Source organism: Candidatus Methylomirabilota bacterium (assembly GCA_036002485.1).
GTDB lineage: Bacteria > Methylomirabilota > Methylomirabilia > Rokubacteriales > CSP1-6 > AR37.
In genome coordinates this window covers 1-13,524 of record DASYTI010000155.1, presented here as the reverse complement: position 1 = coordinate 13,524, position 13,524 = coordinate 1, and the positions used below count along the sequence as shown (strand labels likewise).

The window sequence follows — 13,524 nt, the reverse complement described above, 5'->3', positions numbered from 1 at the left end:
GGGGGCGGGGTGCGAGAACACCGTCACCTCGGTGCCGCGCACGCCGATCACCTGGCCCGTGATGTGCGCGGCGCGGTCGCTGGCCAGGAAGGTCACCACGGGCGCGATGGCTTCCGGCGGAGTGGCGGTGGCCATCCCCCGTCGCTCGCTCGGGAGCCGCTGGGTCATTCGCGTGTCCGCCGTGGGCGAGATCGCGTTGCAGCGCACCCCGTATTTGGCCATGGCGAGCGCGGTGGACCGTGTGAGGCCCACGATGCCTTCCTTGGCCGCCGAGTAGTTCGGCTGTCCGGGGCTGCCCTCGAGACCGGCGGTCGAGGTAAAGGTCACGATGCTGCCCGCCTTTTTCTCGCGCATGTGCGCGGTGGCCGGCCGCATCACCGTGAAGTGGCCCTTGAGGTGGACGGCCACCACGGCGTCCCACTCTTCCTCCGTCATGTTGAAGATCATGCGCTCGCGCAGGATCCCCGCGCAGCACACGACGATGTCGAGGCCGCCCAGCTCGCGCAGGGCCAGCTCGACCACCCCGCGGCCTCCCGCCATGGTCGCCACGCTCTCGGGGCTGGCCAGAGCCTTTCCGCCCTTCGACGTGATCTCGCTCACCACCTGGTTCGCGGGCTCGCTCGAGGGCTCGCTGCCGTCGACGCTCACGCCGTAGTCGTTGACCACCACGCGCGCACCCGCCGCGGCCAGGCCCAGCGACACCGCGCGACCTATCCCCGTTCCGCCCCCCGTCACCACCGCCACCTTGCCATCGAGTAGACCCATCGGTCTCACCTCCGGCCGTCCATATTACTTCGAGTGCGCCGTCCCCGCTCGCCCCACGCGGACATGTCCTCGCCACCGCCACGGGTGGTTGACCCCACCCTGCCCGTCCGGTAGGGTGTCTGCCAGCCCACGTGTCCCCGAGAAATCCGATCGAACGTTCCTCAGCGCCCGCTCCCCCGCTCTCGTGACCTGGTTCCCGCTCTCGCTGGGCGCGGCCCTGACCCAGGCCGCCCAGTTCGCCGTCATCAAGGGACGCGGACGGGTGATCCCGGCGCTCGTCATCGTGGCCTGGGGTCAGTTGCTCGCGGCCCTCGCCTGGCTGGCCTTCTTCCTCTTCACCGGCGCTCGCTTCGCGGCCCCGCTCTGGGTCTGGCCCGCCATCATCGCGTCGGCAGCCCTGGCCATCAGCATGAACGCCCTGCTGGCCCGCGCCAGCGCGCGCGGCGACATCTCGATCGTGGGGCCCATGCTCGCCCTGAGTCCCGTGTTCACCCTGCTGCCGGATGCCCTGCTCAGCGGCACGCTGCCGAGCGCGCTCGGGTGGCTCGGGCTCGGGCTCACGCTGGTGGGGACGGTGAGCCTCTCCGGCGGCTCGAGCTGGCCGGAACGGCTCCACACTCTTCTCGCGCGCCGGGACGCGCTCGACGCCCTCGGGGCGGCCGTCCTCCTCGGCATGCTCGGCGCCGTGGACCGCTGGGCGGCCATGGGCATCGGACCGCCCAGCTATCTCCTGTGCTCGCACGGCGCCTCGGGGATCTTGAGCACGTTGCTCGCCATGGCCATCGTCCCGCGGGATCTCGCGCGGAGTGCCACGCCGGGCAACCTGATCACTCTCCTCGCCTATGGTCTCCTGGGGGTAACGGGGACCGGGATGCAGACCACCGCCCTGACCATGGCGCCCGCGTCCTACGTCAACGCCATCCGCCGCCTCTCCGCGGTCCTGTCGGTGGTGCTCGGGCGCGCGCTCTTCGGCGAGCCCGACCTGCGGCGTCGCCTCGTCTCCGCGCTCCTCGCCTCGGCCGGAGCGGCCTGTCTCCTCCTCGCGCGCTGACCCAGTTCCGCTTTGGATCGGCGCGAGAAGAGCGGCCTAGGCGGCGGTGTAGCCCCCGTCCACGGGCAAGGCGACCCCGGTGACGAAACCAGCCTCGTCGCTCGCCAGATAGAGAATCGCTGCCGCGATGTCTTCGGGCTGGCCGAAGCGGCCCAGGGGATGGCGCGCCCGCATCGGCTGCTCCCAGGCGGGATCGGTCATGAAGGGCTTGGTCATGGGCGTCTCGATGACGCCCGGGCACACGCAATTCACGCGGATCTTGGGCGCCCACGTCAGCGCCATCGTCCGCGTCAGGTTGACCACTCCGCCCTTCGAGGCCGCGTAGGCGGGCGAGAGAGAGCCGCCCACCAGACCATAGATGGAGGCGAGATTCGTGATCGATCCATGACCGCTGGCCGCCAGCGCCTCGAGGGCCGCTCGCGAGGCGAGGTAGGTCCCGCTGAGATTCACGTCGAGCACGCGTGTCCATTCCTCGAGGGGCGGGGTGGCGTCGCGCCGCTTCCCGCTCACGCCCGCGGAGTTCACGAGCGTGGTCAGCCGTCCGAAGCGATCGAGCGTCGTCTGGACCATCAGAGCGCAGCCGCGCTCCTCGGTCACGTCCACGGCGAGCTCGACCGCCTCGCCGCCGGCCTCCGCGATCATCTTGGCCGTGGCCTGCGCCGCCTCTCGCTCCCGATCCGCGCACACGACCCGTGCGCCTTCGGAGGCAAAGCGAAGCGCGGTGGCGCGCCCGATTCCCGAGCCCGCCCCCGTCACGATGGCCACCTTGTCCTTCATCCGCATGGCGGCCGCCTCCTTCCTCGCCCTAGCCGTAGACCTTGGTCAGCTCTCCTGTCGCCCACTTCACCGCTTCCTCGGGCGGCAGACCCTGTATGGCCTTGGCATACATGTCGACGATCAGGTACTTGGAAAAGGCCTCCGTGGCCTTCGCCGACGGTGGACCGGCATAGCCGAAGAGCCGGTAGGAGCGCGCGGCCTCGCGGAACGCGAGCATCACGGGGTCCTGGTTCCACATGGTATGCCCCTCCCAGACCCGCGTGGTGGCGATCGCATAGCCCTTCTCGGCGACGAACCAGGGCTCGTAGATCTCTCGGGAGTGGAGCCATTTCAGGAAGTCCTTCGCGAGCTTGAGATTCTTTCCGTATCCCATCACCGCGTGATGAAACGGGCCGTGATAGGAGAACTGGCCGGCCGGACCGCCGGGCAGCGGCGCGTGGCCCATGTCGGCGTGAAGCGGCCCGCCCTTGTCAGTCTTGAACTTCGCCGGATCGCCGAGCGCCACGAGGTAGATGGAGGCCGCGTTCTGGGTCGCCGAGATGGTCCCCGAGAGAAATGCGCGGTTGTTGCTCGTGTCATCCCAGGCGAGTCCGTCTTCGTCGCAGGCGTCCTTCCAGAAGGCGACGGCGAACTTCACCGACTCGAGGGTGGCCTTCGAATCCAGGGCGACCGTCTTGCCGTCCGCTTCGACCTCCTTGCCACCCCACGACCAGAGATAGGGGTACCAGAAGGCCGGCGAGTCCCCGAAGGTATGCGCCACCGTCTGACCGACCGGAAAGCCCTTGACCTTGAGCTTCTTGCCGACCTCGCGCCATTCCTGCCACGTCTTTGGAAATGCCGAGACACCGACGCCGTCGTGAAGCGACTTGCGATAGACGACGAGATTCGGCGTGATCGCGTGGGGGACGGCCCGCCACGTTCCCGCGACCCGGCAGAGGGCCTCGGCCGCCGCGTAGTACCCGCCCTGCGCCTGGCCTACCGCCTGCGCGACATCGCTGACGTCGACCAGGCTCTTCTCGTAGAGATGGGCCCAGTTGTGGAGCATGTGGATGATGTCGGGGCCTGCGCCCGAGGACACGGCGGCGGTCACGCGCGCCTGGATATCATTGGCGTTGATGCGCTCGAGGGTGACCTTGGCGCCGAAGACACGCGAGGCCTCGGTCATCTGGCGGGCCAGAACTTCATCGCCCGCCGGAACGAAGTCGTTCCACCGGAGGATATGCAGCGTCGTGCCCTGCGCGTGGGCGGGGGCACGGTGCGATGCCAGGATCCCCGCCAGCCCGGCGGCCGCGCCGCCGGTCGCGGCCATGAAGGACCTCCGGTCCAGGACACGCGTCATGGTCTTCTCCTCATCCGTGCCCGCCTCGACCGGCTAGCCCTTCTCGATGATGTAGATGTGCCGCATCATGTCCACGTAGATATTGCCGTCGATCACGTTCTGTCCTTGCTTGTTCTTCTCGATGCCCTTGACCCAGGGCTTGGTGGCGGCAAAGCGCACGACCCACGCCACCGGCACGTAGCCCACGTCCATCTGCATGATCTCCTCGGCCTTCTTGTAGTGCTCGAGCCGCTTCTTGGTGTCGCGCGTGTCGCGCCCGGCCTCCAGCTCCTTGTCGAAGGCCTCGTTGACCCAGGCCTGCCGCTTGCCCGTGGTCTTCTTGCCGTAGAAGGTGTCGAAGTACTCGTTGTGCGGATCCGGATAGTCCATGAACCAGCGGATCCACACGAATTGCAGATCCTGCTTCCAGAGGCGCTCGCGGAATACCCGCTGTTCCAGCACCTCGAGCTCGGTCTTCATGTTGAGGCTGTCCAGCAGCACCGCCTGCACCGCCTCGGCCAGCGGCTTGGAGCCCAGACCTTCCTCGCGCATCGACAGCGTGATCTTGGGCCAGTTCTTGCCTCCCTCGAACGGCGTGCCCCTGAGCTGCTCGAGGGCCGCCTTCTTGTCGAAGCGCTGGATGGCCTTGATCTTCGGATCGTCCACGGCGCCGGGGAAGCCCGGGGGGATCATGGACCAGGCAGGGACGGCGAGGCCCTGGCTGACCTTGACCACGTTCTCGCGGTCGATGGCGTGGGCCACCGCCCGGCGGACCTTGAGGTTGTCGAAGGGGGGCTTGGTCACCTGGGGAAGCAGGTACCAGGTGCCCGGATACGGGTACTGGAAGACATCCCGCTGCATGCGCGGGTCGCTCTGGAGCTTCTTGAGGTCTCCCGGCTGGAGCCAGGTCAGGTCCAGCTCATTGTTCTCGTAGGGAAGCGCGCCGGCCTGGACGGGGATGATGGGGATGACAACCTTGTCCAGGTGCACGTCCTTGGCGCCGAAGAAGTACGGATTCTTCCTCAGCACCATCTGCTTGTTGTGCTCCCACTGCTCCAGCACAAAGGGCCCATTGGTGACGATGTTGCCGGCCTCCGTCCACTTGTCGCCGTGCTTCTCGACGGCGCCGCGGTGCGCGGGGAGCGCGGCCAGATAGGCGGCCAGCACGGGGAAATAGCCGCGGGGACCCTCGAGGGTGACCTCGAGAGTCCAGTCGTCCTTGGCCTTGACCCCGACCTCGTCGCGGTTCGTCACCTGCTTCTTGTTGAAGGCCTCGGCGTTCTTGATGTCGTAGAGGAAGGCGGCATAGGGGGCCTTGGTCTCGGGATCGAGCTGGCGCTTCCACGACCACTCGAAGTCACGGGCGCTCATCGGCGAGTTGTCGGACCAGCGGCTGTCCTTGCGGATGGTGAAGGTCCAGACGGAGCCGTCCTTGTTGCTCTGGACCTTGGTGGCCAGGTATGGCTCGGCCACGAAATCCGCGTTGAAATTCATGAGGCCGGCGTACTGAATCGCCACCCCCGCGCAGTAGAGGTCCTTGTTGTAGTCATGGCTGGACGGGTCGTTCTGCCAGAATCCCCCACCGCCCAGGCGCAGGAGCTGCTCTTTGGCCAGCTTCTCGCCGGGGGCAAGCTTGAACGGCTTGGCCGCCTCGGCCCGGGTGGCGAACCCCAGCCCGCCGAAGGCGGCCATGGCGCCCACCACCTTGAGGAAGTCGCGCCGGCCGAGGCCCAATGCCTGCAGGCGCTGCTCGAAGAGGGCCAGCTGCTCGTCGGATATGCGCATGGAGTGTCTCCTTTAGACAAAGGCCTACTTCATCTTCGGATCGAGGGCGTCACGGACGCCGTCACCGAAGAAGGTGAAGGACAGCATGGTGATGGCGATGGCGATGGACGGAAAGACGCAGAGATGCCAGTACGACCGCAGGTACTGCTGATTCTCTCCCACCATCTGTCCCCAGGACGGGGTGGGCGGGTTGATCCCCACCCCGATGAAGGATAGCGCGGCCTCCGTGAAGATGGCTTCGGGAATGCCGAAGGTGACCGACACCACGATGGGCGTGAGGGCGCTGGGCAGCACGTGCTTGCCGATGGTCCGGAAAAAGCCCGCGCCGAGGGCGCGGGCGCCCTCCACGAACTCCTTTTCCTTGATGGAGAGCACCTGCGCGCGGGTCTGGCGCGCGATGCCCACCCACCCGGTGAGCCCGATGGCGATGAAGATATTCATGAGCCCCGCCCCGAGCATGGACATGATGAGGATGACGAAGAGCAGCCGCGGAAACGCGTACATCACGTCGATGAAGCGCGTGAGGAGGAGGTCCACGCGGCCTCCGAGATAGCCGGCCACCAGCCCGATGGGCACCCCGATCATGACGACGATGACCTGCGCGCCCAGGCCCACGAGCATGGACACCCGCGCGCCGTAGATCATGCGCGAGAGCACGTCACGCCCCAGCTGATCGGTACCGAGGGGAAACTCTCGCGAGGGAAACTCGTAGATCTTGCCGAAATTGGCCTTGGTATACGAGTAGGGCGCGATGAAGTCCGCGAAGATCGCCACCAGGCACAACAGGATCACCGTCACCCCACCCACCACCGCGAGCTTGTTGCGCAGGAGCCGGCGCCAGGCATCCCGCCAGAGATTCGACGTCTGCGTCGACGGCGCCGCGGCCAGGCCCGCGGCGGCCGCCAGACTAGTACCGGATGCGGGGGTCGATAAAGCCATAGGCGAGATCCACGAGGAGGTTCATGAGGGCGAGAAAAGCGCCATAGATGAGCACGACGGCCATGATCATCGGGTAGTCGCGGCCGCTCATGGATTGCACGAAGAAGCGGCCCATGCCGGGAACGCGGAAGATGGATTCCACGAAGAAGGATCCCGTCCCCACCGCCGCGAACATGGGCCCCAACAAGGTCACCACGGGGATCAAGGCGTTCTTGAGCACGTGCTTGAGCACGATGGGCTGCTCGGACAGGCCCTTGGCCCGCGCGGTGCGGATGTAGTCGGAGCGGATGACCTCGACCATGCTCGAGCGCGTGAAGCGCGCGATGATGCCGAGGGGACCAAGGGCGAGGGTGACGGCGGGCAGGACCCACTCCCGCGGTGATCCCCACCCGCCCGTGGGAAAGAGCGGGATCACGAACGAGAAGAGCACGATGAGAAAGACGGCGAGGACGAAGTTGGGGAGGCTCACCCCGAGGGTGGCAAGGCTCACGCAGACATAGTCCCACGAGCGATTCTGGTAGACGGCGGCGAGGATGCCGAGGGTGACCCCCCCCGAAATCGCGATGGCCAGGGCCATAGCCCCGAGAAACAGCGAGATGGGAAACGTCTCGACGAGGATCTCGCTCACCGTCCGGGTCTTGTAGATGAAAGACTGGCCGAAGTCACCCTGGAGCGTCTTGGCGATGAAGATGCCGAACTGCTCCCAGAGCGGCTTGTCGAGGCCATAGGCCTCGGCGAGATTCTTCTGCGCCTCCGGGGAGAGCGGGTTGGCGCCTTCCGCGACGGGATCGAGGGGGCTGCCGGGGGTGGCGTGCATCACGAGAAACGTCACCAGGGCCATGGCCAGCAAGGTGGGAATCAGCCAGAGGAGCCGCTGGAGGGTGTACGTGAGCACCGGGTCTCCCTGATCAGCTGCCGGCCGGGCGCGGCCTGGGGTTCATCGGGTGCGGTCACTATCGGCAAAGCCCTCCGGGAAGTCAAGCGGGAAGTGGTATCTTCGAACGCATGGCGACGGTGGCGCTCACCCTCCTGCCGGCGGGGCGGACGCTCGACGTCGAGGCAGGAACGAGCATTCTCAAGGCGGCTCATGCCGCAGGCGTGGACATCGAGGCCACCTGCGGCGGGCGCGGCCGCTGCACATCCTGCCGAGTCAAGCTCGTGGCCGGCGCCATCCCGCCTCCCGCCATCATGGACGAAGTGCAGCTCGGCGACGCCCTCGTCCGCGAGGGCTATCGTCTCTCCTGCCAGTGCCGCGTCGCCGATGCCCTCACCGTGCAGGTCTCACCGCCCGTGGACGACCAAACTTTCCAGATCCTGGGGGGCGAGCGGCCCGAAGGCGCGCCCATGCCCGTGCGCATCGAGGCGGGCATCGTCAAGGCCGTGGTCCGCGTCACCGTCCCGAGCGAGGAGCATCATCAGACATCCGACCTCGAGGCGGTCCTGGACGCCACGGGCCGGACGCCGGAGGACTGCGCCCCCGAGGTGCTCAAGACCCTGCCCCAGGCGCTGCGGGAGCACGGCGGCGAGGTCACCGTGGCGACCTTCGGCTCCCGCATTCTCTCGATCGAGGCCGGCGACACCCACCTGCACAAGTTCGGTCTGGCCATCGACATCGGCACCACGAGCGTGGTCTCCACCTTGCTCGAGCTGGAGTCGGGCGAGCAGATGGCCTCCGTCTCGAGCCTCAACCCGCAGGCCGTGTTCGGCGGCGATCTCATGTCGCGCATCGCCTTCGCCCAGTTCGACGCGGGCAATCTGCGCAAGCTCCAGACGCGCATCATCGGGCTGCTCAATCAGCACGTCGAAGCGCTCGTGCGGGACTCGGGGGTGCCCGCCAAGTGGATCTACAAGGTCACCATCGTCGGCAACACGTGCATGCACCACATGCTCCTCGGCATCGATCCGTCCCATCTCGGGCTTGCTCCCTATGCCCCGGTGATGCGGCACCCCCTCGTCCTCTCCGCGCGCGAGCTCTTCCTCAAGGTCAACCCCGAGGCCCGCGTCTGCTTCCTGCCCATCGTGGCGGGCTTCGTGGGGGCCGACGCGGTGGCCGTCGCCCTCGCCACGCGCATCGACGAGACGCCGGAGATCCGCATCGCCGTCGACATCGGCACCAATGGCGAAGTGCTCCTGGGCTCCCGCGACCATCTCTGGGCCTGCTCGGCGCCCGCGGGGCCGGCCCTCGAGGGCGCGCAGATCCGCCACGGCATGCGCGCGGCCATGGGCGCCATCGACCGGGTGGCTCTGGCGGGCGGCGATCTCCTCCTTCACACCATCGGTGAAGCGGCCGCCCAGGGCATATGCGGCTCGGGACTCATCGACGCCATCGCCGTCCTCCTGGACGCCGGCGTCATCGACTGGACGGGGCTCATCGATCTCGATCACCTCGAGAGTCTGCCCCCGCCTCTGCGCGCGCGGGTGACGACACGCGGAGAGGAGCGGATGATCATCCTGGCTCGCCCCGGCGAGGCGGGGGCTACGCAGGACATCCTGCTCACCCAGGACGACATCCGGCAGGTTCAGCTCTGCAAGGGGGCCATTGCCTCGGGCGCGGCCATGCTCCAGCACGTGGCCGGCGTGCCCGATGACAAGGTGGCCGAGCTGATGCTGGCGGGCGGCTTCGGCAACTATCTCTCGATCAGGAGCGCGCTCCGCATCGGCCTCATCCCCGCCCTGCCCGAAACGAAGATCCGCTATGTCGGCAATGCGGCGGCCCTGGGAGCCCAGATGGCCCTCCTCTCCGAGCCCGAGCGGCATCGCGCCGAGCGCATCGCGCGAAGCATCGAGCACGTCTCCCTGGCCGCGCATCCCGATTTCCAGGATATCTTCGTGGACTGCATGAACTTCCCGAGATGATTTTCGAGGGCTGAATTGATTTTCGAGCCGAAGCATGGCCCGCTCTTCGAGCTGAGCGGCGAAGCCGCGAGGCGAGCGCTGAGTAGATCCCGCAGGCGAGGAGCATGATGAGGCGAGGGCTGAATTGACCCTCTCGGCGAGCATGGTGGGCAGCAAGGCGGGACCGTACGCTCATGACATCGACGCGCGCTGGCTCATGGCCTATGCCGCCGCGCTCGAGGAGACGGCCCCGGAGTATTTCGACACCACGCGGCCCGAGGGACTGGTGGCGCATCCGCTCTTCTCCGTGTGCTACGAGTGGCCGCTGGCCGTGGAGATGCGGGCCACGCTGACCTCGGAAGAGATGGCGGCGCGAAGCGTGCACGCCACCCACGACCTCGTCATCCACCGCCCCGTGAAGGTGGGAGATCGGCTGGAGACGACCGCGACGGTGACCCTGATCGAGCCGCGAAGCCCCGGCGCCTACCAGGTCACGCGCTTCGAGACGATCGACCAGCGCGGCGAGCCGGTCACCACCACCGAGTACGGCAGCATCTATCGCGGGATATCTGTCGATCCTCACCCCGGCCCTCTCCCAAGAGCGGGAGGGAAGCCAGACGAGACCGTCACCGTGCGAGACAGGGATGCAAAAGCATCCCTCTCCCCTCAGGGGAGAGGGCCGAAGTTCGAGCCGAGACGCTCCCGAGGAGCGGCAGATGAGGAGAGCGGCGAGGCGAGGGCTGAGATAATGGAGGGGTGGTCTACCAAGGTCTCCATAAACGCCGGTCTCGCCCACGTGTACACGGAATGCGCGCGCATCTGGAATCCCATCCACACGGATCGCGCCGTCGCCATGGGCGCCGGGTTGCCTGATATCATCCTGCACGGAACCGCCACCCTCGCCCTCGCCGTCACGCAGGTGCTTCGGCGCGAGCCGGCCGAGGTCGCCCGTCGGGTGCGCCGCATCGCGTGCCGCTTCACCGGCATGGTGCGCCTGCCCTCGGCGATCACGGTGCAGAGTCTGGGCGAGACGACAGGGAGAGCGAGCCGCGTGATCGCCTTCCAGGCCCTGACGGAGGACGGCCGTCCTGCCGTGAGCAAGGGCCTCATCGAGATCGGAGATTGACGTTCGACCCGAAGCGTGGCCCGCTCTTCGAGATGAGCGGCGAAGCCGCGAGGCGAGGCCCGAGTAGATCCCGCAGGCGTGGCCGTTCGAGTTGAGCGCCGAGGCCGCGAGACGAGAGCTGAGTGGATCCACGATGAGGCGAGGGCTGAGAGGAAAGAGGCCATGACTAAACGAGAGCGCGTGCTCGCCGCCATCAAGCGCGAGCCGACCGACCGGACGCCCTACGCGTTCTGGCGTCACTTCCCCGCCGTGGACCGCTCGCCCGCGGCCCTCGCGCAGTCCACCCTGCGCTTCCACGAGCGTTACGGCTCTGACTTCCTCAAGGTGACTCCGGCCGGCGGCTATGCCGTGGAGGACTGGGGCTGTGTGGAGAGCGAGGAGCTGGCGCCCGACGGCCATCGTCCCTGCGCGAGCCACGGGGTCAAGACACATGATGACTGGAAGAAAATCCGGCCGGTGCCCATGGAATCCACCGGCTGGGCCTCGCATGTCGAGTCCGTCCTTCGCTGCGTGGTGGATCGGCGCGCCGACTGCTCGGTGGTGCCGACGGTGTTCAGCCCGCTGTCGCTGGCCCGCAAGCTCTCGGGCGACCGACTCAACTACGACCTCAAGGAAAACACCCGGCTCGTCGAGGATGCCCTCACGGCCATCACCGAGACCATCCTCGCCTTCATGGAAGCCTGCTTCCGTGAGGGCGCCGAGGGCATCTTCTATTCGGTGCAGGCGGCCAGCCATGCCTTCCACACCGAGGAAGAGTACGCGCGCTTCGGCGAGCCTCATGACCGCCGCATCCTCGAAGCGGTGCGCGAGGGCTCGCGGCTGACCGTGCTCCACTGTCACGGGGAGCGGCTGATGTTCAACCGTCTCGCCACCCTCCCGGCCGACGTGTGGAACTGGGACGATCGCCGCGCCGGCCCTTCGCTCTCCGAGGGCAAGGACATGGTGCCCGGAGCGGTGCAGGGCGGCCTCAACCAGTGGAGCACGCTCAAGGACGGCACGGGTCCGGACGCCGAGGCCGAGGCCCAGGAGGCCATCGCCCAGACGAGCGGGACGGGTATCATCCTGGGCGCCGGCTGCGTCCTCCTGACCCAGCACTCGGACGCGACCCTGATCGACCTGATCCAGTCTGTCGGCGGCAGCGTGAAGCTGATGGGGATCAAACCTCAGTAGGATGGGCGCGCGGGTGCTGGCCACGGGACTTTTCCTGGGCTTGCTCAGCGTCTCCTTTGCCGCCGTTGCCCAGAATCTGGGCGCGCCGGTCATCCTTTCCCCCTATCGCTCCCTCCACGGCGCCGACAGTCGTCCGAGGCGGCTGCCGCATGCCGGGGTCGACTTCGGCGGTCAAGTGGGCGCGGCCGTTCTTGCAGCGGCCGACGGCACCGTGAGCCGTATCATTGAATGGCCCATGGGTTGTGGACTCGGCGTTCTCCTCGAGCATCGCCGCTTCAAGCGCTGGACAGCGTACTGCCACTTGCAGGGCGTCACCGTGCGGCCGGGACAGAGGGTGAGCCGTGGAGAGCAGATCGGCATGGTGGGAACGAGCGGCGGCGCCTTCAACATTCCGCACGTCCATCTCGAGGTCTGTACCTTCGCCTGCATCTCGCACGTGGACGGCGATCTCGCGGGCACCGAGGATCCGCTCAAGATCGCCGAGGGTTGCTTCGATGACACTCGCGCCTATCCCGCCGACCGATTGGTCCTGACCTTTCCCGTCGCGTGCCTCCACCGGGCGAGCGAGCGATAGCCATGGACCGCATTCCCGAGCCCGAGCTCATGGTGGACAAGGAGCAGGCCCTCGCCTATGCGCGCGCGGACCTTGCCCAGGTCAACCAGGGCTTTGTCGACCGATTCCGGAGCGCCTTCCCGAAGGTCACGTCGGGCGCCATGGTGGATCTGGGCTGCGGGCCCGGGGACATCCCGGTGCGCTTCGCCCGCGCCCTCCCCGCCCTCCGCATCACGGCCGTGGATGGATCCGAGCCGATGATCGCGCTGGCCCAGCAGGCGGTCGAGGAGGCGCAGGTGGGCGATCGGGTCCGGCCTCTCTGTCTGCGGCTGCCCCTGCTCCCGCTCGGTCTGCAAAGCTTCGATGCGGTGGTATCGAACAGCCTCGTTCATCACCTTCCTGATCCATACCTGTTCTGGAATGAGGTCGTGCGTCTGGGCCGGCCGCGTGGCATCGTGCTCGTCATGGATCTCTTGCGGCCGGAGTCGCCGGAGCGGGCGTGGGGGCTCGTCCAGAAATACTCGGGCCACGAGCCGGACATCCTCAAGCGGGACTTCTTCAATTCGCTCTGCGCGGCCTTCACCCTGCGCGAGGTTCGCGGCCATATCCGCGCGCGGGGCCTGGGCGGTCTGGTGTGCGAGATGGCCAGCGACCGGCACTGGATAGTCTGGGGCCATCTGCCCAGAGAGGTGCCGCAAGGATAGGAGCCATGAGAGGCGCGATCGCGAAGAAGAGCACCAAGGACGGCGAGTGGCGGCAGGTCTTCCCCGACCGCCCAGGGGCCTGGAGTCTCCTGCTCAACAAGGATCCGGACACCAAGGGTCGGACCATCGCGGTCCGCTACACCCAGGGCTGGGAAGTGCTGAAGAGCCTGCACGAGGGGACGGTCGAGGTCGTCGTGCTGGAGGGCCAGTTCCAGGTCGGGCCCATCGTCTACGCTCCGGGCGACTACTTCTGCGTCCCCGGCGGCGTCGTGCACGGCCCGGAGCGCGCGCTCACCGACGTGCGGATCCTCGTCATCTCGCACGGGCCTCTGACGCCGGGGCCGTAGACCACACGTAACTTCTCCTAGCTCAGCCCTCGCCTCACACCGACCTGGGCCTGCGGCCCCGGCCGGCGTTCAGCTCGAACTTAACTCAGCCCTCGCCTCACACCGACCTGGGCCTGCGGCCCCGGCCGGCGTTCAGCTCGAACTTAACTCAGCC

13 protein-coding genes are annotated in these 13,524 nt (G+C 67.5%); 7 read left to right on the top strand and 6 right to left on the bottom strand.

The genetic code is table 11. The annotated features are described in order from the left end of the window. On the bottom strand, positions 1 to 765 hold a 765-nt coding region (locus tag VGT00_14920), incomplete at its 3' end, for an SDR family NAD(P)-dependent oxidoreductase (protein ID HEV8532711.1). A 184-nt stretch (positions 766 to 949) separates the two neighbouring features. On the opposite strand from VGT00_14920, the gene VGT00_14915 reads away from it, so the two are divergent. Beyond that, positions 950 to 1,816, top strand: a complete 867-nt coding sequence (locus tag VGT00_14915) for an EamA family transporter (protein ID HEV8532710.1) — start codon at positions 950 to 952, stop codon at positions 1,814 to 1,816. A gap of 36 nt (positions 1,817 to 1,852) precedes the next feature. Here VGT00_14915 and VGT00_14910 read toward each other — a convergent pair whose 3' ends face one another. Genes VGT00_14910 through VGT00_14890 form a run of 5 tightly spaced genes read right to left on the bottom strand, consistent with a single transcriptional unit; the run spans position 1,853 to position 7,530 of the window. After that, positions 1,853 to 2,599, bottom strand: coding sequence for an SDR family NAD(P)-dependent oxidoreductase (locus VGT00_14910; protein ID HEV8532709.1), 747 nt, complete (start codon positions 2,597 to 2,599; stop codon positions 1,853 to 1,855). Between the two features lie 22 nt (positions 2,600 to 2,621). Further along, positions 2,622 to 3,932 carry an extracellular solute-binding protein gene (locus VGT00_14905; GenBank protein ID HEV8532708.1) on the bottom strand — a complete coding sequence of 437 codons (1,311 nt, stop codon included), beginning with the start codon at positions 3,930 to 3,932 and terminating at the stop codon, positions 2,622 to 2,624. Between the two features lie 33 nt (positions 3,933 to 3,965). After that, the gene (locus VGT00_14900; GenBank protein HEV8532707.1) at positions 3,966 to 5,696 is read right to left on the bottom strand and encodes an ABC transporter substrate-binding protein; all 1,731 of its coding nucleotides are present in this window, start codon (positions 5,694 to 5,696) and stop codon (positions 3,966 to 3,968) included. A gap of 24 nt (positions 5,697 to 5,720) precedes the next feature. Next, positions 5,721 to 6,635 carry an ABC transporter permease gene (locus tag VGT00_14895; GenBank protein HEV8532706.1) on the bottom strand — a complete coding sequence of 305 codons (915 nt, stop codon included), beginning with the start codon at positions 6,633 to 6,635 and terminating at the stop codon, positions 5,721 to 5,723. After that, entirely contained in the window at positions 6,604 to 7,530 is a 927-nt protein-coding gene (locus VGT00_14890) for an ABC transporter permease (GenBank protein ID HEV8532705.1), read from the bottom strand. Before VGT00_14890 ends, VGT00_14895 begins: the two co-directional genes overlap by 32 nt. 110 nt (positions 7,531 to 7,640) lie before the next feature. Here VGT00_14890 and VGT00_14885 point away from each other — a divergent pair, with 110 nt between their 5' ends. The 6 genes from VGT00_14885 (at position 7,641) to VGT00_14860 (ending at position 13,370) form a co-directional block, all read left to right on the top strand. Then, positions 7,641 to 9,491 (top strand): ASKHA domain-containing protein, encoded by a 1,851-nt coding sequence (locus VGT00_14885; GenBank protein ID HEV8532704.1) that lies wholly within the window; start codon positions 7,641 to 7,643, stop codon positions 9,489 to 9,491. Between the two features lie 124 nt (positions 9,492 to 9,615). Then, the gene (locus VGT00_14880; protein HEV8532703.1) at positions 9,616 to 10,596 is read left to right on the top strand and encodes a MaoC/PaaZ C-terminal domain-containing protein; all 981 of its coding nucleotides are present in this window, start codon (positions 9,616 to 9,618) and stop codon (positions 10,594 to 10,596) included. A 162-nt stretch (positions 10,597 to 10,758) separates the two neighbouring features. Then, positions 10,759 to 11,766, top strand: coding sequence for a uroporphyrinogen decarboxylase family protein (locus VGT00_14875; GenBank protein HEV8532702.1), 1,008 nt, complete (start codon positions 10,759 to 10,761; stop codon positions 11,764 to 11,766). Between the two features lies 1 nt (position 11,767). Next, the gene (locus VGT00_14870) at positions 11,768 to 12,340 is read left to right on the top strand and encodes a M23 family metallopeptidase (GenBank protein ID HEV8532701.1); all 573 of its coding nucleotides are present in this window, start codon (positions 11,768 to 11,770) and stop codon (positions 12,338 to 12,340) included. A 2-nt stretch (positions 12,341 to 12,342) separates the two neighbouring features. Further along, on the top strand, positions 12,343 to 13,023 hold the full coding sequence (locus tag VGT00_14865; protein ID HEV8532700.1) for a class I SAM-dependent methyltransferase: 681 nt from the start codon (positions 12,343 to 12,345) through the stop codon (positions 13,021 to 13,023). 5 nt (positions 13,024 to 13,028) lie between these two features. Beyond that, positions 13,029 to 13,370, top strand: a complete 342-nt coding sequence (locus VGT00_14860) for a cupin domain-containing protein (GenBank protein ID HEV8532699.1) — start codon at positions 13,029 to 13,031, stop codon at positions 13,368 to 13,370. Positions 13,371 to 13,524 lie beyond the last annotated feature (154 nt).

Excerpts from the sequence above, each read along its gene's own strand:
- VGT00_14910 (HEV8532709.1), bottom strand. The coding sequence starts at position 2,599 with ATGCGGATGAAGGACAAGGTGGCCATCGTGACGGGGGCGGGCTCGGGA.
- VGT00_14905 (HEV8532708.1), bottom strand. The coding sequence starts at position 3,932 with ATGACGCGTGTCCTGGACCGGAGGTCCTTCATGGCCGCGACCGGCGGC.
- VGT00_14900 (HEV8532707.1), bottom strand. The coding sequence starts at position 5,696 with ATGCGCATATCCGACGAGCAGCTGGCCCTCTTCGAGCAGCGCCTGCAG.
- VGT00_14895 (HEV8532706.1), bottom strand. The coding sequence starts at position 6,635 with ATGGCTTTATCGACCCCCGCATCCGGTACTAGTCTGGCGGCCGCCGCG.
- VGT00_14885 (HEV8532704.1), top strand. The coding sequence starts at position 7,641 with ATGGCGACGGTGGCGCTCACCCTCCTGCCGGCGGGGCGGACGCTCGAC.
- VGT00_14875 (HEV8532702.1), top strand. The coding sequence starts at position 10,759 with ATGACTAAACGAGAGCGCGTGCTCGCCGCCATCAAGCGCGAGCCGACC.
- VGT00_14870 (HEV8532701.1), top strand. The coding sequence starts at position 11,768 with ATGGGCGCGCGGGTGCTGGCCACGGGACTTTTCCTGGGCTTGCTCAGC.
- VGT00_14865 (HEV8532700.1), top strand. The coding sequence starts at position 12,343 with ATGGACCGCATTCCCGAGCCCGAGCTCATGGTGGACAAGGAGCAGGCC.
- VGT00_14860 (HEV8532699.1), top strand. The coding sequence starts at position 13,029 with ATGAGAGGCGCGATCGCGAAGAAGAGCACCAAGGACGGCGAGTGGCGG.